Origin of the sequence: Erwinia sp. STN24, assembly GCF_041320675.1 — a bacterium.
Taxonomy (GTDB): Bacteria; Pseudomonadota; Gammaproteobacteria; order Enterobacterales; family Enterobacteriaceae; genus Erwinia; species Erwinia aeris.
This window is the reverse complement of record NZ_JBGGPM010000001.1, coordinates 1374443-1393933: the sequence shown is the minus strand read 5'-3', so window position 1 is coordinate 1393933 and position 19491 is coordinate 1374443. Positions and strand designations below refer to the sequence as shown.

At 55.4% G+C, this 19491-nt stretch carries 18 protein-coding genes and 1 pseudogene; 17 read left to right on the top strand and 2 right to left on the bottom strand.

Annotated elements, in window-relative coordinates:
- Positions 1-243: 243 nt before the first annotated feature.
- Positions 244-522, top strand: a complete 279-nt coding sequence (locus ACA373_RS06715) for a type II toxin-antitoxin system RelE/ParE family toxin (protein WP_253460523.1) — start codon at positions 244-246, stop codon at positions 520-522.
- Positions 522-809, top strand: coding sequence for a HigA family addiction module antitoxin (locus ACA373_RS06710; protein WP_253460526.1), 288 nt, complete (start codon positions 522-524; stop codon positions 807-809). The genes ACA373_RS06715 and ACA373_RS06710 overlap by 1 nt, the downstream gene beginning before the upstream one ends.
- A 34-nt stretch (positions 810-843) precedes the next feature.
- Here the strand turns inward: ACA373_RS06710 and ACA373_RS06705 are convergent.
- Positions 844-1103, bottom strand: a pseudogene (locus ACA373_RS06705) (ogr/Delta-like zinc finger family protein).
- Between the two features lie 533 nt (positions 1104-1636).
- Here ACA373_RS06705 and ACA373_RS06700 point away from each other — a divergent pair.
- The 6 genes from ACA373_RS06700 (at position 1637) to ACA373_RS06675 (ending at position 6836) form a co-directional block, all read left to right on the top strand.
- Positions 1637-1858, top strand: coding sequence for a hypothetical protein (locus ACA373_RS06700; protein ID WP_301253397.1), 222 nt, complete (start codon positions 1637-1639; stop codon positions 1856-1858).
- A 206-nt stretch (positions 1859-2064) separates the two neighbouring features.
- On the top strand, positions 2065-3051 hold the full coding sequence (locus ACA373_RS06695) for a D-cysteine desulfhydrase (RefSeq protein WP_253460532.1): 987 nt from the start codon (positions 2065-2067) through the stop codon (positions 3049-3051).
- Between the two features lie 65 nt (positions 3052-3116).
- Positions 3117-3920, top strand: coding sequence for a cystine ABC transporter substrate-binding protein (tcyJ, locus tag ACA373_RS06690; RefSeq protein ID WP_125290927.1), 804 nt, complete (start codon positions 3117-3119; stop codon positions 3918-3920).
- A complete protein-coding gene (gene tcyL / locus ACA373_RS06685) occupies positions 3920-4588 on the top strand; it encodes a cystine ABC transporter permease (protein WP_253460535.1) in 669 nt (222 codons plus the stop codon). The genes tcyJ and tcyL overlap by 1 nt, the downstream gene beginning before the upstream one ends.
- Entirely contained in the window at positions 4585-5337 is a 753-nt protein-coding gene (gene tcyN, locus ACA373_RS06680; RefSeq protein WP_253460538.1) for an L-cystine ABC transporter ATP-binding protein TcyN, read from the top strand. Before tcyL ends, tcyN begins: the two co-directional genes overlap by 4 nt.
- Before the next feature lie 425 nt (positions 5338-5762).
- Complete coding sequence (locus ACA373_RS06675) at positions 5763-6836, top strand: acyltransferase family protein (RefSeq protein ID WP_370734245.1); 1074 nt, start codon at positions 5763-5765, stop codon at positions 6834-6836.
- A 178-nt stretch (positions 6837-7014) separates the two neighbouring features.
- On the opposite strand, the gene putA is transcribed toward ACA373_RS06675, so the two are convergent.
- Positions 7015-10965, bottom strand: coding sequence for a trifunctional transcriptional regulator/proline dehydrogenase/L-glutamate gamma-semialdehyde dehydrogenase (gene putA / locus ACA373_RS06670; RefSeq protein ID WP_253460544.1), 3951 nt, complete (start codon positions 10963-10965; stop codon positions 7015-7017).
- A gap of 420 nt (positions 10966-11385) precedes the next feature.
- Here putA and putP point away from each other — a divergent pair, with 420 nt between their 5' ends.
- The 9 genes from putP to phoH all read left to right on the top strand — a co-directional run bounded on the left by putP (position 11386) and on the right by phoH (position 19456).
- Positions 11386-12870, top strand: a complete 1485-nt coding sequence (putP, locus tag ACA373_RS06665) for a sodium/proline symporter PutP (RefSeq protein ID WP_253460546.1) — start codon at positions 11386-11388, stop codon at positions 12868-12870.
- A 148-nt stretch (positions 12871-13018) separates the two neighbouring features.
- Complete coding sequence (locus tag ACA373_RS06660; protein WP_255416553.1) at positions 13019-13150, top strand: hypothetical protein; 132 nt, start codon at positions 13019-13021, stop codon at positions 13148-13150.
- Between the two features lie 12 nt (positions 13151-13162).
- Positions 13163-13543, top strand: a complete 381-nt coding sequence (locus ACA373_RS06655) for a helix-turn-helix domain-containing protein (protein ID WP_125290933.1) — start codon at positions 13163-13165, stop codon at positions 13541-13543.
- A 445-nt stretch (positions 13544-13988) separates the two neighbouring features.
- Positions 13989-14252, top strand: coding sequence for a type II toxin-antitoxin system HicA family toxin (locus ACA373_RS06650; RefSeq protein ID WP_125290934.1), 264 nt, complete (start codon positions 13989-13991; stop codon positions 14250-14252).
- Positions 14249-14605 (top strand): type II toxin-antitoxin system HicB family antitoxin, encoded by a 357-nt coding sequence (locus ACA373_RS06645; RefSeq protein WP_253460553.1) that lies wholly within the window; start codon positions 14249-14251, stop codon positions 14603-14605. The genes ACA373_RS06650 and ACA373_RS06645 overlap by 4 nt, the downstream gene beginning before the upstream one ends.
- Positions 14606-14860: 255 nt before the next feature.
- Positions 14861-15688, top strand: a complete 828-nt coding sequence (gene efeU, locus ACA373_RS06640) for an iron uptake transporter permease EfeU (protein WP_253460556.1) — start codon at positions 14861-14863, stop codon at positions 15686-15688.
- 33 nt (positions 15689-15721) lie between these two features.
- Positions 15722-16837 carry an iron uptake system protein EfeO gene (gene efeO / locus ACA373_RS06635; protein ID WP_370734244.1) on the top strand — a complete coding sequence of 372 codons (1116 nt, stop codon included), beginning with the start codon at positions 15722-15724 and terminating at the stop codon, positions 16835-16837.
- A 3-nt stretch (positions 16838-16840) separates the two neighbouring features.
- Positions 16841-18118, top strand: a complete 1278-nt coding sequence (gene efeB / locus ACA373_RS06630; RefSeq protein ID WP_253460559.1) for an iron uptake transporter deferrochelatase/peroxidase subunit — start codon at positions 16841-16843, stop codon at positions 18116-18118.
- A 549-nt stretch (positions 18119-18667) separates the two neighbouring features.
- Positions 18668-19456, top strand: a complete 789-nt coding sequence (gene phoH / locus ACA373_RS06625; protein WP_125290939.1) for a phosphate starvation-inducible protein PhoH — start codon at positions 18668-18670, stop codon at positions 19454-19456.
- The last annotated feature ends 35 nt before the right edge of the window (positions 19457-19491 follow it).

Here is a 19491-nt window from a genome sequence, read left to right as displayed (position 1 = left end):
CAGTGAGCCAGATCCTCTAATCGGATCCTCACTCGAGCATTCGCTAATCTCCGCCAGCCGTGTGAACATGCCTGGCAGTGGGTAGATCTCACGATTATTCGCGCCGGGCTAAACAACTGTGAACCAATGCCTGATGCAACATCAGTTGAACATCTGAAAATTGCTCCCTAAAAGCAATGCGTGTTGCGCACCGCGCATCGGCGGTGTTATTATGCGCATAACGCAACACAGGGAGTGATTAACGTGATCAGGAGTTTTAAGCATAAGGGGCTGAAGAAATTTTTTGAAACTGGCTCAACGGCTGGGATTGATTCACGCAACGCTGACAAAATCGCGTTTCGCTTGTCTGCACTGGATAACGCTAAAATCATTGATGACGTTGATATTGCCGGTTTTAACCTGCATCCCCTGCGAGGGGATCGGGCGGGGATCTGGTCTGTGACGGTAACAGGCAACTGGCGAATAACCTTTGAATTTACAGACGGTGATGTATTTATCATTAATATGGAGGACTACCACTGATGGGCAGAATGTTTAATCCCCCTCATCCTGGGGGGCTAATCCGCGAGTCTATGGAATCGCTCGGGCTGAGCGCACGTCAGCTTGCATCGGCGCTGCACGTTGCACCCTCAACGGTTCAGCGGTTAATTGTGAGTAAGTCTGACATATCTCCTGAGATGGCGCTAAGACTTGCAGCCGTCCTGGGTGGTTCTGCTGACGTGTGGTTGGCAATGCAGCGCGATCACGATTTATGGCGTGCACGGCAGCGTATCGATCTGTCAGTGCTGCACAGATTGCAGCCTGCATAAGCGCATAAAAAACCCCGCGTTTGCGGGGTGTCCGCTATCTGGCTTGTAACAAATCTAACGCCATCTGCCGTTCTTCCGGCGTAATCAGCCCAATCAGTTTTTTTTCAGCAGGTCGTTACCGGCGCGCGCTGGGCTGAGCGTATGCGAAAACGACTGATTCGTCACGAAAGTGTGGTCGCATTCCACGTCAGAGCACTGGCAATAAATATCTGACGGTTCGGGATGCTTGCGGTTAGTCTTCCGTATGATTGCTTTGGCATTGCATTGCGGGAAAATAATTTTTAGTACGCGCATAGCCATACTCATTCATCAACCAACGCACTGACAACTCGCGCCCAAGGGCTACTGTACCGATCGCAAAGTGAAAAGTTGAAGCCAGTTTCACTTTTTTCCAGAAAATATTGGGGAAGTATCGTATAAAATGCAACATACGGAAAAGAATACAGTTATTGCTGTTTTTCGCAATTTGAATGAAATTTCAAGAGGGAGAATATGCAGGGGCGATTAGTTTTTTAAATTAAAACTATACGTTAAAAGAATTATTATTCTTTAAGGAGCTGAAATACCTTACGGATAGAAATAGCTATCCCTGTTAGTTATTCTTGACACGGTTTATTGGACGAAAGGGAAAATGTATGGATGCAAAATCTATTGCCCGTGGGGTAGTTGAGGGTATCTCGTCAGTACCTTCTGGGATGTATGACGGCGTAATCAGAACCTGGCATCTGATGAAAATCTTGATATGGTTTATTTTTTGGTCGAGCCTGCGCTTGAACCTTATCTGAAATATATCAACAGTAGCCCAATGATTTGTAAGGCGGTTCAGCATGAACTCTGCAAAATCCTCGCTAAGTAAATTGGGCAAAATTGCCAGCTGGGGCGCTTCTCATTTTCTTGAGGCCATGATTACCGGACTTTGCTCAATAGCTGCTTTTTTGTCGTTGTTTCTGCTGGAGGGTGGTGTAATGAAAACAGTTGGCTTTGTCGGCTTCTTTGTTTTGGGATACCTGCTTTCACTTGGACTCGGACTGCTGAGAGGAGAGCGTTAGCGCTTTGCTTTCACCTGGACCTGGACTGTTGAGAGGAGAGCGTTAGCGCTTTGCGATCCCTGATAGCTTATAATATACAAGCCCGCCTGGAAGCGGGTTTTTTTTATATAGTCAGTGTGTGGTATTGGCTTAAAACCATTTTTTTCAATATGTTATCCTTGCCTTCGCAACAGTAAGGATGACTTTTTGCTGCTGTGGAGGCTACGTTGTCCTTACATCTTTTACACTCATTTCCCCGTCTGGAACTGCTTGGCGCACCGACGCCGCTTGAGCATCTGCCTCGTCTTTCCGACTATCTGGGGCGCGATATTTTTATCAAACGCGACGACTTCACGCCCGTAGCCCTGGGCGGCAACAAACTGCGCAAGCTTGAGTTCCTGGCGGCGGATGCGCTGCGCCAGGGCGCGGACGTGCTGCTGACCGCCGGCGCTATCCAGTCTAACCATGTCCGTCAAACCGCCGCCGTGGCCGCAAAGCTGGGCCTGAAGTGCGTGGCGCTGCTGGAAAATCCGGGCATTACCCATCTTGAAAATTACGCCACTAACGGCAATCGCCTGCTGCTGGATCTGATGGATGTGGAAGTGGTGATGGTCGATGCGCTGCACGATCCCGCCGCGCAGCTGGCTGAACAGTGTACGCGGCTGGAAGCGCAGGGCTTTCGGCCTTATGTGGTGCCGGTTGGCGGCTCCAACGCGCTGGGCGCGCTGGGATACGTAGAATGTGCTCAGGAAATTGCTCATCAGAGCGAAGGCGTGGTAGATTTTGCCGCTGTCGTTGTTGCCTCCGGCAGTGCCGGAACGCATGCCGGTCTCGCCGTAGGACTGGAGCAGCTGCTGCCGGACACCGAGCTGGTTGGCGTAACCGTTTCGCGCAGCGTTGCTGAACAGCAGCCTAAAGTGGTCGCTATTCAACAGGCGCTCGCCGCGCAGCTTGAGCTAACAGCGCAGGCGCCCGTGACGCTCTGGGACGACTATTTCGCGCCGGGCTACGGGATGCCGAGCGAAGAGGGCACGGAGGCGATCAAACTGTTGGCCAGGCTTGAAGGGATATTTCTGGACCCGGTCTATACTGGCAAGGTAATGGCCGGATTGATTGACGGCATCGCACAAAAGCGTTTTCGCCGCGAAGGCCCGCTACTGTTCGTTCACACGGGTGGTTCGCCGGCGCTGTTTGCTTATCATCCTCTGCGGTGATCCGCAGGCCTTCGGAAAGAAAGCTGACTACACACTATTAATCTGCATCTCAACATGGAGCGCTTATGAATTTTTCTCTGGTTCGTCGCCAACTGGTAACGGGAATGATGTCGCTGGCGCTGGTGGCTGGCGTTGCCACCAAGGCTACTGCTGCCCCGGAAAACCTGCTGAATAAAGTAAAAGAACGCGGCACGCTGCTGGTGGGCCTGGAAGGAACCTATCCGCCATTCAGCTTCCAGGACGAAAACGGCAAACTGGCCGGTTTTGAGGTCGATTTCGCCAACGCCCTGGCACAGCATCTGGGCGTCAAGGCCAGCCTGAAACCGACCAAGTGGGACGGCATGTTGGCCTCGCTGGACTCAAAGCGCATCGATGTGGTGATCAACCAGGTCACCATCTCCGACGAGCGCAAAAAGAAGTATGACTTCTCTACGCCTTATACCGTCTCCGGTATCCAGGCGCTGACCAAAGCCGATAAGGCCGACAGCATCACTAAGCCTGCCGATCTTAGCGGCAAAAAAGTGGGGCTGGGACTGGGCACCAACTACGAGCAGTGGCTGCGTGAAAACGTGAAGAACGTCGATATCCGTACTTATGATGACGATCCAACTAAATATCAGGATCTGCGCGTTGGCCGTATCGATGCGATTCTGGTTGACCGTCTGGCCGCGCTGGATCTGGTGAAGAAAACCGGTAAAACGCTGGCGGTAGCCGGCCCGGCCTTCTCTCGTCAGGAAGCGGGCGTGGCGCTGCGCAAAGACAACCCGGAAATGCTGGCGGCGGTCGATAAAGCCATTGCGGACATGCAGAAAGACGGTTCGCTGGCTAAGATTTCCGACAAATGGTTTGGCGTGGACGTAACTAAATAATGCAGGAAAGTTTACAACTGGTGCTGGATTCAGCACCATTTTTACTGAAAGGCGCGCTTTTCACCCTCCAGCTCAGCATCGGCGGCATGTTCTTCGGGCTGCTGCTGGGCTTTGTGCTGGCGATGATGCGTCTTTCCCACTTCTGGCCCATAGCCTGGCTGTCGCGTTTCTACGTGTCGATATTTCGCGGCACGCCGCTGATCGCCCAGCTGTTTATGATCTACTACGGCCTGCCGCAGTTCGGCATTGAGCTGGATCCAATCCCTTCCGCCATGATTGGCCTGTCGCTGAATACGGCGGCCTACGCTTCCGAATCGCTGCGCGGTGCTATCGCCGCCATCGAGCGCGGCCAGTGGGAAGCGGCGGCCAGTATCGGCATGACGCGCTGGCAGACGCTGCGCCGGGTTATTCTGCCGCAGGCCGCCCGTACCGCGCTGCCGCCGTTAGGCAACAGCTTTATCAGCCTGGTGAAAGATACCTCGCTGGCCGCCACCATTCAGGTGCCGGAGCTGTTCCGCCAGGCGCAGCTGATCACCTCGCGCACGCTGGAAGTTTTTACCATGTATCTGGCGGCTTCGCTGATTTACTGGGTGATGGCGACTTTACTCTCCATGCTGCAAAGCAGGCTGGAAAACCACGTTAACCGCCAGGATCGGGAGGCAAAATGAGCGCCATTGAAGTCAGCGGGCTGGTGAAGAAATTTAACGGCCACACGGTGCTGCACGATATCGATCTGGAGGTCGCTTCGGGCGAAGTGGTGGCGATAATCGGCCCAAGCGGCTCGGGCAAAACCACGCTGCTGCGCAGCATCAATCTGCTGGAAACCCCGGACAGCGGCACCATTAAAGTGGGCAATATCCGTATTGATGCCGCCGCCGGCATGAACCGTCAGAAAGAGCAGGTACGCCGTCTGCGCCAGCAGGTAGGCTTTGTTTTCCAGAACTTTAATCTGTTTCCCCATCGTTCGGTGCTGGAAAACATCATTGAAGGGCCAACCATCGTGAAAGGCGAACCAAAAGCCGAAGCGGTGGCGCGTGCGCGTCAGCTGCTGGAGAAGGTTGGGCTGGCGGGCAGGGAAGAGAGCTATCCGCGTCGGCTTTCCGGCGGCCAGCAGCAGCGCGTGGCTATCGCCCGTGCGCTGGCGATGCGCCCGGAGGTGATCCTGTTCGATGAGCCGACCTCCGCGCTGGATCCCGAGCTGGTAGGCGAAGTGCTCAATACCATCAGGGCGCTGGCGCAGGAGAAGCGCACTATGGTTATCGTCACGCATGAGATGAGCTTTGCGCGTGACGTTGCCGATCGCGCCATCTTTATGGATCAGGGTCGCATCGTGGAGCAGGGCAGCGCAAAAGCACTGTTCAGCCATCCCGAACACCCGCGCACCCGTCAGTTCCTGGAAAAGTTTCTTTCGCAATAACCCTGTAAAATTGCCGGTTAATTCCGGCAATTTTCAGCGCGCCAGCTGAATAAGCTTTTTCTTAAATATCTTTCATGCCGCTTCGTTATAAAATAGCCGTTCTTCCTGCGTAAACAGCTCTCCCGCCTGTGCTTTCCCTTACCCGCCTTCGTTTTGGAGAATTTCCTTAAGACGTCAGTCTCTTAAAAGAGGAATAATTTATTAACTTATTGCAAATTTCCAGGGTAAGGTAAATTCGCTTCGCGAGAAGAGGAATGTTCTGAATATGCATGATGCCGGGCATGACTAAGTATTCAGGGCCAGCAGCAGCCACATTGTATATATTTGTCAGCGTACGGTCAGGGCCAGATAATATTAAATATCTCGGCTACGGGGAGGTATCGCTACCTCATGTTATCCCAGTTTATGACGGTCGGAGTAATATAATGAATACGACTCAAAAGCAGGATATTGCCTGGATAAACAGTTTAAAAGGCCTCTGCATTTTACTCGTGGTTTTATATCATGTTGTCCTGCCAGGCTATGCCGAAATGATTGGCCATCTGGTTGCTGGCTTTATGCCTGCTAAATTATGGCTGGCCTTTAATAATTATCTTTCGCCGCTGAGGATGCCCGCCTTTTTCTTTGTCTCTGGCCTGCTGGCGACCAACGGCATTATTAACCGTCCATGGAAGCAGGTTTTTACCAGTCGCGTTACCAATCTTTTCTATCTCTATTTCCTTTGGGGCGTGATCCAATGGCTGATGATCCGGGGCGTCTCCAATGAGGTGATGGGCGAACAGCTCTCCAAAAACACCAACGCGGCCTGGGCGGCCACGCCGCTGGAGTCGGTTAAATTAATGCTGCTGGCGATGAGCTCCTCCTGGTATCTTTATGCGCTTGGCCTGTTTTTTGTGTTCGCTAAACTGTTCCGCGAGCAGCGGCTTGCGATGATGACCATTGCGGTTTTGCTGAATTACGCCGCCGTCACTAAAGTTATTCCAGGCTGGGGGCCGGAAAGCGTCGCGCAGTATCTGATCTTCTTCCTGCTGGGTACCTTTTACAGCAGCACTTTGCTGCGCTGGAGCGAATGGCGTCGCAGCAATCTGGTGCCCTGGGCCGCGCTGATAGCGCTGTCGCTGATCCACGCTAAGCTCGGTATTCCCCATAGCCTGTTCCTGTGTGCGCTCGCTGTTTTAATCTCCGTCGCCGCCTGCCGGACGCTGAATCGCTACTTTACGCTGGGCTGGCTAAACTGGCTGGGCAGAAACACGCTGCAAATTTACGTGCTGCACCGCATCTTTATCGAATTCTTTGGCATGTCCGCCATTTTGTTCGCGGAACACCATCAGCTGTTCGCTAACAAAGCGTTCTCCATGCTGTGGGCGACAGCTTTCCCGGTGGTAATGGTGGCGCTGTGCGCGGGCTGTTCGGTAGGCGTGTGGACGTTGCTTAATCGGGGCATCGGCAAAAATCTGTTTATCTATCCACGGCTGCTGCGCGTCAAAGTTGATGCCTGACAGAAAACACCAGGCGTAAGAAGGCCGCTTATTAGCGGCCTTTTTCTTATGACTTTAAACGCATCAGGTGGCTACTTTTTCCGGTCAGCCGCGCGGCTAAACCAAAAAAGGGGCGAACTGCTTCGCCCCTTGTACGGAATCCGCTGCTTTAAGCCTGTCGGGCAGGCCGACGGGCGCGTTAGCCGATGGTCATCAGGCTGGCGTTGCCGCCTGCCGCTGCGGTATTGACGCTCAGCGAGCGCTCAATCAGCAGGCGTTCCAGCAGCAGATTGGTTTCGCCGCGGGCAAAGCCCTGGACGGAAACAATCGCGCCTTCACGAGCGGCCACCGTTTCGCAAACTGTTCTGAGCTGATCGGCATCGCCGTGGTAAATCACCGCCTCAAACTCGTTATGCTGCGCCAGCGGTTCGACCGCAAAGTCGATACGGCTCTGCACGGCTGTGGGCAGTTTCTTCGCCAGCGCGCGATGCAGTTCATCATCCTGCCACAGCGCGCGGCTGCCCACGGCGGTGACCGCCGCCAGCTGCACCAGCGCATCCTGCTCGTTATCCGCCAGGCAGACCACGCGCTCGCGCGGCAGCAGGGTAAAGGTGTTGCGTTCGCCCGTCGGGCCGGGCAGCAGGCGAACGGTGCCGCTCTGGCCCAGCTCGGCAAACTGTTTGCAGACCGCAGCCAGCTCCGGCTTGTCTTTCGCCCACTCCGTCAGCGCCTGATGAGTGGTCAGCAGCACCGGACGCAGCGCCGCATCAACCGGACGCTCGACGTCCTGGCGATCCAGCGTAACCTTCAGCGCGCCTTCCGGGCGATGCGAGAGCAGACGATAGAGATAGAGCGGGCCGCCCGCTTTCGGACCGGTGCCGGACAGGCCTTCGCCACCGAACGGCTGGACGCCTACGACGGCCCCTACCATATTGCGGTTGACGTACAGGTTGCCGACTTTGGCGCGGCTGGTGACCTGATTGATGGTTTCATCAATACGGGTATGCACGCCCAGCGTCAGGCCGTAGCCGGAAGCGTTGATCTGCTCAATAATTTTCGGCAGCGTGCTGCGGTTGTAGCGCACCACGTGCAGCACCGGCCCGAAAATTTCCTTATCCAGATCGGCGACGTTTTCCAGCTCAATCAGCGTTGGCGGAATAAAGGTGCCGGTCTGCCACTCTTTGCTGTCGTGCTTATCGTTAAACGCCGCCTGATACACTTTCATGCCTTTGCTGCGCATCGCCTGAATATGGCGTTCGATATTTTCTTTCGCTTCGCTGTCGATCACCGGCCCGATATCGGTAGACAGGCGCTCCGGGTTGCCCATACGGCATTCGGCCATCGCGCCGCGCAGCATTTGCAGCGTGTGGTCGGCAACATCATCCTGAATACAGAGCAGACGCAGGGCAGAGCAGCGTTGACCGGCGCTGTCAAAGGCAGAAGCCACGATATCGACCACGACCTGTTCCGTCAGCGCGGAGGAGTCCACGATCATGGTGTTCATGCCGCCGGTTTCCGCAATCAGCGGCGTCGGTCTGCCTTGCGGATCCAGACGACCGGCCAGATTACGTTGCAGTAGCGTTGCTACGGCAGTCGACCCGGTAAACATCACGCCGCGTACGCGGTCGTCGCCGGTCAGCTGAGCGCCGACGGTTTCACCCAGGCCCGGCAGCAGCTGTAGGGCACCAACCGGCACGCCCGCTTCATGCAGAATAGCGACGGCGGCAGCGGCCACCAGCGGCGTCTGCTCGGCAGGCTTGGCCAGCACGCTGTTGCCTGCTGCCAGCGCTGCGGCAATTTGACCGGTGAAGATTGCCAGCGGGAAGTTCCACGGGCTGATGCAAACCACCGGGCCAAGCGGACGGTGCGTTTCGTTATCGAAATCGTCGCGAACCTGGCCTGCATAGTAGTGCAGGAAGTCGACCGCTTCGCGTACCTCGGCGATAGCGTTGTTAAAGGTCTTTCCGGCCTCACGCACCAGGATCCCCAACAGGCGCTGTAGCTGAGCTTCCATCAGCTCGGCGGCACGGGTCAGGATCTCCGCACGGGCGGCAGGCGGCGTGGCGAACCAAATCGGGCCGGCATTGACGGCGGCGTCCAGCGCGGTCGAAACATCTTTCCCGGTAGCGTGGCGCACATAGCCCACGATATCGGCAGGCTCCGCCGGATTGAGCACCGGCAGCTGTTCGCTGGCTTCCGTTTCGCCATCGATAACCGGCGCGGCGTACCACGGCTGGATAGCGCTGTTCAGCAGGGCGCTGGAGAGCGAAGCCAGGCGGTGTTCGTTAGCCAGATCCAGACCGGCGGAGTTCTGACGCGTTGCGCCATAGAGATCGCGCGGCAGCGGGATCTTCGGATGCGGCAGACCAATCGCCCCTTCGGTGCGGGCCAGTTTTTCCACTTCATCGACCGGATCGGCGACCAGATCTTCAATCTGGAGCGTGTTATCGGCAATGCGGTTCACAAACGACGTGTTGGCACCGTTTTCCAGCAGGCGGCGCACCAGGTAGGCCAGCAGCGTTTCGTGCGTGCCGACCGGTGCATAGATCCGGCACGGGCGGTTAAGCTTGCCATCCGCCACTTTGCCGACCACCTGCTCGTACAGCGGTTCGCCCATGCCGTGCAGGCACTGGAACTCGTACTGACCAGGGTAGTAGTTATTGCCCGCCATCTGATAGATAACCGCCAGCGTATGCGCGTTGTGCGTCGCGAACTGCGGATAGATCAGGTTCGGTACGGCCAGCAGTTTACGGGCGCAGGCCAGATAAGAGATGTCGGTGTAAACCTTACGGGTGAACACCGGATAGCCTTCCAGGCCGTCCATCTGGGCGCGCTTGATCTCGCTGTCCCAGTAGGCACCTTTCACCAGGCGGATCATCAGGCGGCGACGGCTGCGCTGGGCCATGTCGATCAGCGCGTCGATCACAAACGGGCAGCGCTTCTGATAGGCCTGGATAACAAAGCCGATGCCGTTCCAGCCTTCCAGCTCCGGCTCAAAGCAGAGTTTTTCCAGCAGATCCAGCGACAGCTCCAGGCGATCCGCTTCTTCCGCATCGATGTTGATGCCAATGTCGTAAGAGCGTGCCAGCAGCGTCAGCGATTTCAAAATGGGGTAAAGTTCGTTCATCACGCGCTCGTACTGCGCGCGGCTGTAGCGCGGATGCAGCGCGGAAAGCTTGATGGAAATGCCCGGCCCTTCATAGATGCCGCGACCGTTGGAGGCTTTACCGATAGCGTGGATCGCCTGCTGATAGGAAACCAGATAGGCTTCAGCGTCTTTCGCCGTCAGCGCGGCCTCGCCCAGCATATCGTAAGAGTAGCGGAAGCCTTTCTCTTCCAGCTTGCGGGCGTTCGCCAGCGCTTCCGCGATGGTTTCGCCAGTGACAAACTGCTCGCCCATCAGGCGCATCGCCATATCCACGCCTTTGCGGATCAGCGGCTCGCCGCTTTTACCGATGATGCGGTTCAGCGAGCGCGACAAATTCGCCTCGTTGTGCGTGGCGACCAGGCGGCCGGTAAACAGCAGGCCCCAGGTGGCGGCGTTAACAAACATCGAAGGGCTGCGGCCCAGATGCGACTGCCAGTTGCCGTTGCTGATTTTATCGCGGATCAGCGCGTCACGGGTTGGCTTATCTGGAATACGCAGCAGCGCTTCCGCCAGGCACATCAGCGCAACGCCTTCCTGTGAAGAAAGTGAAAACTCCTGAAGCAGCGATTGCACCATACCGGCGCGGCCGCCTGCCCCTTTTTGGTGCCTGAGCGCCGAAGCCAGCTTGTGGGCAAGACGTTGGGTTTGCTGCGCCAGCGGCTGCGGCAGACGTGCCTGTTCAAGGAGCATCGGCACTGCTTCCGTCTCCGGGCGACGCCACGCGGCGGTAATGGCGGAGCGGGTTACCGATTGCGGCAGAATATGTTCGGCAAACTCCAGAAAAGGCTGATGCAGCTCCTCGACCGGCGCGTCTTCGCTCTCCTGAGCCGTAGCCTGCAAGGGGAATTCCGGCAGGGCGTCGCCTCTCTCCAGCTGTTCCAGATAGTTAAAAATAGCCTGTTTGATCAGCCAGTGAGGTGTGCGATCGATCTGGCCCGCAGCCTGACGAATGCGGTCACGCGTGGCCTCGTCCAGCTTAACGCCCATAGTGGTTGTGCCCATGCCTTAAAACTCCTTGCAAATAGTCAAAACAGATCTGGCAAGCAATATCACTTAAGTTGCAACTTTGTGCAACCTTGTTAAATGTGAGGCTGATTGCAGAGTGTAAAAACGCTTTTTTAAAAAGCGGCATGGATATTGCTGCAAAAATCCGGCCAGCTTTACAGATTGCAGTAAAACTGGGTTCTGAAAAGGTTTTTTGAGAGGTGTAACCGGTGACACTGTGATCCAGTGCAACCTGTCGAATCTTCTTTCCAGATGCAAGGTGAAATTAATGTAACGATTGTGTTAAACCATTGGCGAGTATTGTGCCCGTCAGTGCTTTGCGGCAGGATACCCCGCCCTGGGTGGTTAAAAGTGGCGCCGCAACGTTCCGGCGGCGGGGCAGGGTTGCGCATTAACAATAATAAGTGGAGAACCTGAATGACAGTAAGCACACCTATGATGGTGACCTTTTGCGTTTACATTCTTGGCATGGTGTTTATCGGCTTTTTGGCCTGGCGCTCAACCAAAAATTTTGATGACTATATCCTGGGAGGACGCAGTCTGGGCAGCGTGGTCACCGCGCTTTCCGCCGGTGCATCTGATATGAGCGGCTGGCTGCTGATGGGCCTGCCGGGCGCCATTTTCATCTCCGGCATCTCCGAAAGCTGGATTGCTATCGGCCTGACGCTGGGCGCTTACCTTAACTGGAAAATCGTCGCCGGACGCCTGCGCGTGCAGACTGAACACCATGATAATGCGCTGACGCTGCCCGATTTTTTCGCCAGCCGTTTTGAAGACAGAAGCAAAATCCTGCGCGTTATCTCTGCGGTCGTCATCCTGGTTTTCTTCACTATCTATTGCGCTTCCGGCATCGTAGCCGGCGCCCGCCTGTTTGAAAGCACCTTCGGCATGAGCTACGAAACGGCGCTGTGGGCTGGCGCAGCCGCCACTATTATCTATACCTTTGTCGGCGGTTTTCTGGCCGTAAGCTGGACCGATACCGTGCAGGCGAGCCTGATGATCTTCGCTCTGATCCTGACGCCGGTGATGGTTATTATTGCAGTAGGCGGCCTGAGCGATTCCCTGGCGGTTATCCAGGCGAAGAGCATTGAAAATATGGATATGCTGAAAAACCTGAACTTTGTCGCGGTGATCTCGCTGCTCGGCTGGGGACTGGGCTACTTTGGTCAGCCGCATATCCTGGCGCGTTTTATGGCGGCGGATTCGCACCACTCTATCCGCAGCGCGCGCCGTATCGGCATGACGTGGATGATCCTGTGCCTGGGCGGTGCGGTAGCGGTCGGCTTCTTTGGTATCGCCTACTTCCAGAACCATCCCGAGCAGGCAACAGGCGTCACCGACAACAGCGAACGTATTTTTATCGAGCTGGCTCGTATTCTGTTTAATCCGTGGATCGCCGGTATCCTGCTTTCTGCTATCCTGGCGGCGGTGATGTCGACGCTGAGCTGCCAGCTGCTGGTTTGCTCCAGCGCGCTGACGGAAGATCTCTATAAAAACTTCCTGCGTAAAGGTGCCAGCCAACGTGAGCTGGTATGGGTAGGGCGTCTGATGGTGTTGCTGGTGGCGGTCGTAGCTATCGCGCTGGCTTCCGATCCGAACAACCGCGTACTGGGGCTGGTAAGCTACGCCTGGGCCGGCTTTGGTGCGGCGTTCGGGCCTGTAGTGATCTTCTCGCTGGTGTGGAAGCGTATGACCCGTAACGGCGCGCTGGCCGGGATTATCGTAGGCGCGGCTACCGTGCTGATCTGGAAACAGTACGCCTGGCTGGATCTGTATGAAATTATTCCGGGCTTCCTGTTTGCCAGCATCGCCATCGTGCTGTTCAGCCTGGTGGGCAGCAAGCCTTCCACTGCGGCCGTAAAACGATTTGAGGCAGCCGAAGCCGAGTTCCATTCGCGTTAATCACGCTGATAACTACGACAGGCTCGCTTCGGCGGGCCTTTTTTTTAAGAACGGAAAACCTGGTCAGGGAGGACGGCATAAAGCCATCATGGCTTGTCATCCTCTTGCGATAAGGTTATGAACCGCTCATAAATCAAGGATGAGTTAAATGGATTATGGATTAGCGACCCTGCTGAGCCTGCACGGCACCCGCTATATTTATGCCTGCGGCTACTGGTATGAAATTATGGATCATTTTTTCACCGCGGTAGATAAAATCGTGGCTGAAGCAACCAGATAAAAAGGGATGATGATGAAAGCACTGATCGGCGTAATGCCAGAAAATGAGTTTCGCCAGCGGGTCATGGCGATTGTCAGCAATGAGTACCTTCCTGAAGAAAACGAACCCAAAATCTGGTTCTCCTCGCTAAACGCGGTCGCGCAGATTTTAAGCCCTGAAAATCTGGCGCTGCTGGATATGATGGATCGGGAGAAACCGGAAAGCATCTCTCAGCTGGCCCGGCTGGCCGGGCGGGCGGTGAGCAATCTTTCCGCCACGCTGTCGACGCTGGAAAAACACGGCTTCGTGAAAAAAGTAAAAGGGAAAAACTGTATGAAACCGGTGGCGCTTTACACCGAGTTCGTTATCCACACCGCACATTTCCCGGCCAAAAAAGCCAGCGACGCTGCCTGAGTTGGCCCCGGTACAACGGCGCGCATATTTGGTTATCTTAAATTTTCTGCTGTTCGATTCGTGGCAATTACTGTCCCCACGGCAAACAAACCGCAACAGGAATAAAAACGGGACGTGAGTTGCTACCAGTGGCGATAAGGCGGATCTGAGCGCACCGCCTGGGCCCTGGGACGATACGCTGGCTGAGCCGTTGCAATAAACGTGTTACGCATCAATGGGAGGCGAACGTCCTGACATGCGGCACGCATCAGTTTCGGGGCCGGACGAACGTCCAGACAGGCGATCGGACAATTGGTTTTAGTTGGTGATTGAGCCCCAAACTGTCTGTCGTCATCGGCCAATAACGTGATTACAAATAATCTTCTCGATGACTTCATAAATTGACTTCGAAAACCAGGGTTAATAAAATGACTTCATAGAGTGAAGCTATGGCAGGGATAAAGCTATGGTTGCATTAAGGAAGAAGCATAAACTCATACTGACTAAAATTTTTGCGCTGCCTGTTCCTGCCAACATTAAGTGGGCAGAAATCGAGTCGCTTATCCGGGCTTTAGGTGGTGAAGTTACCGAAGGTAGCGGATCCCGGTGCCGATTCAAACTCAATGGCAGTATCGCAAGATTCCACCGCCCACATCCTGCCCCTGATACCGACAAAGGCGCAGTTAACAGCGTTAAAGAATGGTTAGAAAGTATAGGGATTGAACCATGAGCAAAGCAAAACCCAACAAATATGAGATAGCCGGGCAGCCGGTTGTTGTCAGCTTCGTACCTGAACTGAACGCGTTTCGCGGCAAATTCCTGGGGCTCAGTGGTTATTGTGATTTTGTTGCTGACAGCGTAGAAGGGCTGCGGAGAGAAGGCGAAATTTCCTTAAAGGAATATCTGAAAGATTGTCGGGAAGAGGGGATAGATCCTTATGCCCGACAGGAAAAAACGAAGACATTTACTTTACGCTATAACGAGACGCTTGCTGAAAAATTAAGTCATGTGGCAGCTGAAAACGATATGTCAGTAAATACTTTCATCATTGAAACGCTGGAAGAGCGAATCAGACACGCATAATAAAAGCCCCGTCCAGGCGGGGCTTTCTGCCAAAACCAGCTCCTTTCCTTTCGGATAGTCTTCGGGTACAGAAATAAACAGGTAGGGAAGTTTCCGACGCCCTTTGATAGCGCATTTTCCTTTAATCCCTTGCCACGCCCGATGAAAATAACCGTCCAGCCTCTTGTATTTCTTCCGGCGATAATGATAATCGGTATCGTTTAGATTTACACTTCTTTACCCGCGTGAAAACGCCTTATATGTCTGAAGGTGCCTATGTTTGTGCCGTTCCTGATTATGTTACGCGAAGGACTGGAAGCCGCGCTGATCGTCAGCCTGATTGCCAGCTATTTACAGCGCACGCAGCGCAGCGAGTGGTTCGGCGCAATGTGGCTTGGCGTCTTCATCGCCGCCGCGCTCTGCCTGGTGCTGGGCTATGTGATTAATGAAACCACCGGCGAATTCCCGCAAAGAGAGCAGGAGCTGTTCGAAGGCATGGTGGCGGTGGTGGCCGTTTGTATTCTGACCTGGATGGTGTTCTGGATGCGCAAAGTCTCGCGCAATATTAAAGCGCAGCTGGAAGGCGCGGTGGATAACGCGCTGCAGCGCGGCAAAGGCGGCGGCTGGGCGCTGATTTTTATGGTCTTCCTGGCCGTCGCGCGGGAAGGGCTGGAGTCCGTGTTCTTCCTGCTGGCGGCCTTCCAGCAGGACGTGGGCATTGCGCCGCCGGTCGGCGCCATCCTGGGCCTCGCTACCGCTATCGTGCTGGGTATGCTGATCTACTGGGGCGGCGTGCGGCTGAATATGGCGCTCTTCTTCCGTTGGACCAGCCTGTTTATTCTGCTGGTCGCAGCGGGCCTGGCGGCTGGCGCCATCCGTGCTTTCCATGAGGCCGGACTGTGGAACGCCTTCCAGAGCCAGGCGTTCGATTTCAGCGAGGTGCTCTCCACCAGCACGCTGATGGGCACGCTGCTGGAAGGCCTTTTCGGCTATCAGGAAGCGCCCAGCGTCAGTGAAGTGGTGGTCTGGTTCTGCTATCTCATTCCTGCGCTGATCCTGTTTTTCCTGCCCGGACGCCCGCCAACGACGGCAGTCCGTCTTTAACGCTTTTCCGCTTTCTTATTTAAGGGATTTATCATGATTCGTGGTTTTTCAATGTTACCGCTGGCGGCGGCGTTACTGGCCAGCTTTTCTGCCGTGCAGGCTGCCGACGTGCCGCAGGTAAAAATTGTCGTTAACGACAAACAGTGCGAGCCGATGAGCGTTACCGTTAAAGCCGGTAAAACGCAGTTTGTGATCCAGAACCACAGCCAGAAAGGGCTGGAGTGGGAGATCCTGAAAGGGGTGATGGTAGTGGAGGAGCGCGAAAATATCGCGCCGGGCTTCACGCAAAAGCTGACGGCCAGTCTGCAACCGGGCGAGTATGAGATGACCTGCGGCCTGTTGAGCAATCCCAAAGGTAAGCTGATTGTGCAGGGCGCAGAGGATGCAGCAGGCGCGCAGCCAACGCTGATGCAGCTGACCGGCCCTGTTACCGACTACAAAGCTTACGTGATGCAGGAAGTCGCCGCGCTGGTTACCAGCACGCAAGCCTTTACCGGGGCGGTAAAAGCGGGCGATATCGATAAGGCGAAAGCCCTCTATGCGCCGACGCGCGCTCACTATGAGCGTATCGAACCGATAGCGGAACTGTTCTCCGATCTGGACGGCAGCATTGACGCTCGCGAAGATGATTATGAGCAGAAAGCCGCCGATCCTAAGTTCACCGGCTTCCATCGTCTGGAAAAAGCGCTGTGGGGCGACGGCTCGACCAAAGGTGTGGAAACCTATGCCGACAGGCTTTATGCAGACGTGCAGGCGCTGCAAAAGCGGGTCAGCGAACTGGCATTTCCACCGGGTAAAGTGGTCGGCGGCGCGGCCGGTCTGATTGAAGAAGTGGCTTCCAGCAAAATCTCCGGCGAAGAAGACCGCTACAGCCGCACCGATTTGTGGGATTTTCAGGCCAACGTTGATGGCGCGCAGAAGATCGTGAATTTGCTGCGTCCGATGCTGCAACAGGCCGATCCGGCGCTGCTGGCAAAAATCGACCGTAATTTCAGAAAGGTAGACGCTATCCTGAAGAAATACCGCAGCGGCGACGGCTTTGCCTCCTATGACAAGCTTACCGATGCCGATCGCACTGCGATGAAAGGCCCGATCACGGCGCTGGCGGAAGATCTCGCTCTGCTGCGCGGAACGCTGGGGCTGGATTGAGTTATGAAGCAAGCTGATGACGAGGCGGCGCAGCCTTCACGCCGCCGTCTGCTGAAGGGGATGGGCCTCCTTGGCGGCGCGCTGGCGTTAGCAGGAGGCTGTCCGGCGCATGGCGCGCCGGCGGCCTTTTCGCCCGGCGCGCTGTCGCCCAATGCCCGCCAGCAGAGACAGCCTTTTTACGGGCCGCACCAGGCGGGGATCGTCACGCCACAGCAGGCGTCGATGATGCTGGTGGCTTTTGACGTACTGGCAACGGACAAGGCCGATCTGGAGCGGTTATTTCGTTTGCTGACCGACCGTATCGCTTTTCTGACCAGGGGAGGAGAAGCGCCGCAAACGGTTAATCCGCGTCTGCCGCCGATGGATTCCGGCATTCTGGGCGGTCATATCTACCCGGATAATCTGACCATTACGGTATCGGTCGGCCGCGCCTTGTTTGACGATCGCTACGGATTGCAGGCGCAAAAGCCGCGCAGGCTGCAAACCATGACGCGCTTTCCCAATGATGCGCTGGATGCCGGGCTGTGCCACGGCGATCTGCTGCTGCAAATCTGCGCCAATACCAACGATACGGTGATCCACGCGCTGCGCGATATCATCAAGCATTCGCCGGATTTGCTGAGCGTGCGCTGGCGGCGGGAAGGCTTTATCTCCGATCATGCAGCGCGCAGTCAGGGCAGGGAGACGCCAGTCAATCTGTTGGGCTTTAAGGACGGCACGGCCAATCCCGATACGGCCGACGCGGCGATGATGGATAAAATCCTGTGGGTCACGGCGGAACAGGATGAACCTGCCTGGGCGATCGGCGGCAGCTATCAGGCTGCGCGCATCATTCAGTTCCACGTAGAGTTTTGGGACAGAACGCCGCTGCGCGAGCAGGAAACGATCTTTGGCCGGGTGAAGCAGAGCGGCGCGCCGCTGGGAATGACGCACGAACATGATGTACCGGACTATGCCAGCGATCCCGATGGCCTCGTTACGCCGTTAGACGCGCATATTCGCCTGGCTAACCCGCGCACGTCACAAACGCAGGACAGCCTGATGCTCCGCCGTGGCTACAGCTACTCGCTGGGCGTATCCAATGCCGGTCAGCTGGAGATGGGCCTGTTATTTGTCTGCTATCAGCACGACCTGGAAAAGGGTTTTCTTACCGTACAAAAAAGACTCAACGGCGAGGCGCTGGAGGAATATATCAAACCCGTCGGCGGCGGATATTTCTTTGTGCTGCCTGGCGTCATTGACGAAAAACATTATCTCGGGCAGGCTTTACTTCAGGCCTGAGCCTTTCTTCAGCCTCCCGCCCGCGCCTCGTGCGGGAGGTTGTTTTTTAACCAGAGGCGTTCAGCCGGCTGTTAAACATTTCAGATTACCGCACTCAGCATAAAATAAATTGTTATCTCTTTGATCCTGTTAGGATCCTAATTAACCTGCCGCGTACGCGTTCGCTTATTTGGTACTTTTCGCTTGCCGTCAGGTAAAATTAATGTTGCATTATTCCAGGAATCTGTTGAAATTTAATTATCAGGCGTCAGTTGTTTCCAGTGTGCAACACGGAGATCGCGAATGGACAAGTCCTTTTACGGACATAAGCGTCAGACAAATAGCGTGACAGCTTCCCGGCGCGAGGGCTTTATCGCCCCAATGACTTCCTCTTCCCTTTGCCATTTCAGCCAGTTTATTAACACCCTCCGGTGCCCGGCATCGTCACTCCGCGTACCATTTCTACGGCCAGACAAGGCTTACAAGGAAGCCAGCAAAACCTCTAAAGCGTTCACGTAATCGCACTGCCGTTCCAGGTGCGGGAAATGAAACCAACTGTAAGGTGCCACTATGGGAAGACAGAAAGCAGTGATCAAAGCTCGTCGTGAAGCCAAGCGCGTGCTTCGTAGCGATTCACGCAGTCATCGTCAGCGTGAAGAAGAATCGGTCACCTCGCTGGTGCAGATGGGTGGGCTGGACGCAATCGGCATGGCGCGCGATACCCGCGACCATTCGCCCATTGAGGCCCGTAATGAAGCTCAGGCGCACTATCTTAAAGCCATAGAGAGTAAACAGCTGATTTTCGCTACCGGCGAAGCGGGCTGCGGAAAAACCTGGATTAGCGCCGCCAAAGCGGCCGAAGCCCTGATCAATAAGGATGTCGACAGGATCATCGTCACCAGGCCGGTACTACAGGCAGATGAAGATCTGGGCTTTTTACCCGGTAATATCGCAGAAAAGTTCGCTCCTTATTTCCGACCCGTCTATGACGTTCTGGTTAAACGTCTTGGTTCTTCCTTTATGCAGTACTGCCTGCGTCCCGAAATCGGCAAGGTGGAGATTGCGCCTTTCGCCTATATGCGCGGACGTACCTTTGAAAACGCCGTGGTGATCCTTGATGAGGCGCAAAACGTCACCGCCGCCCAGATGAAAATGTTTCTGACCCGCCTCGGGGAAAACGTCACCGTCATCGTCAATGGCGATATCACGCAATGTGATTTGCCATCGCATGTTCAGTCCGGCCTTAGCGACGCGCTGGCCCGCTTTAAAGAGGACGAGATGATTGGGGTGGTGCGTTTTGGTAAACAAGACTGCGTGCGCTCGGAGCTGTGCCAGCATACGCTGATGGCCTACGGCTAAAATGGGTGCATGTAAATATCGTCTGAAGACAACGC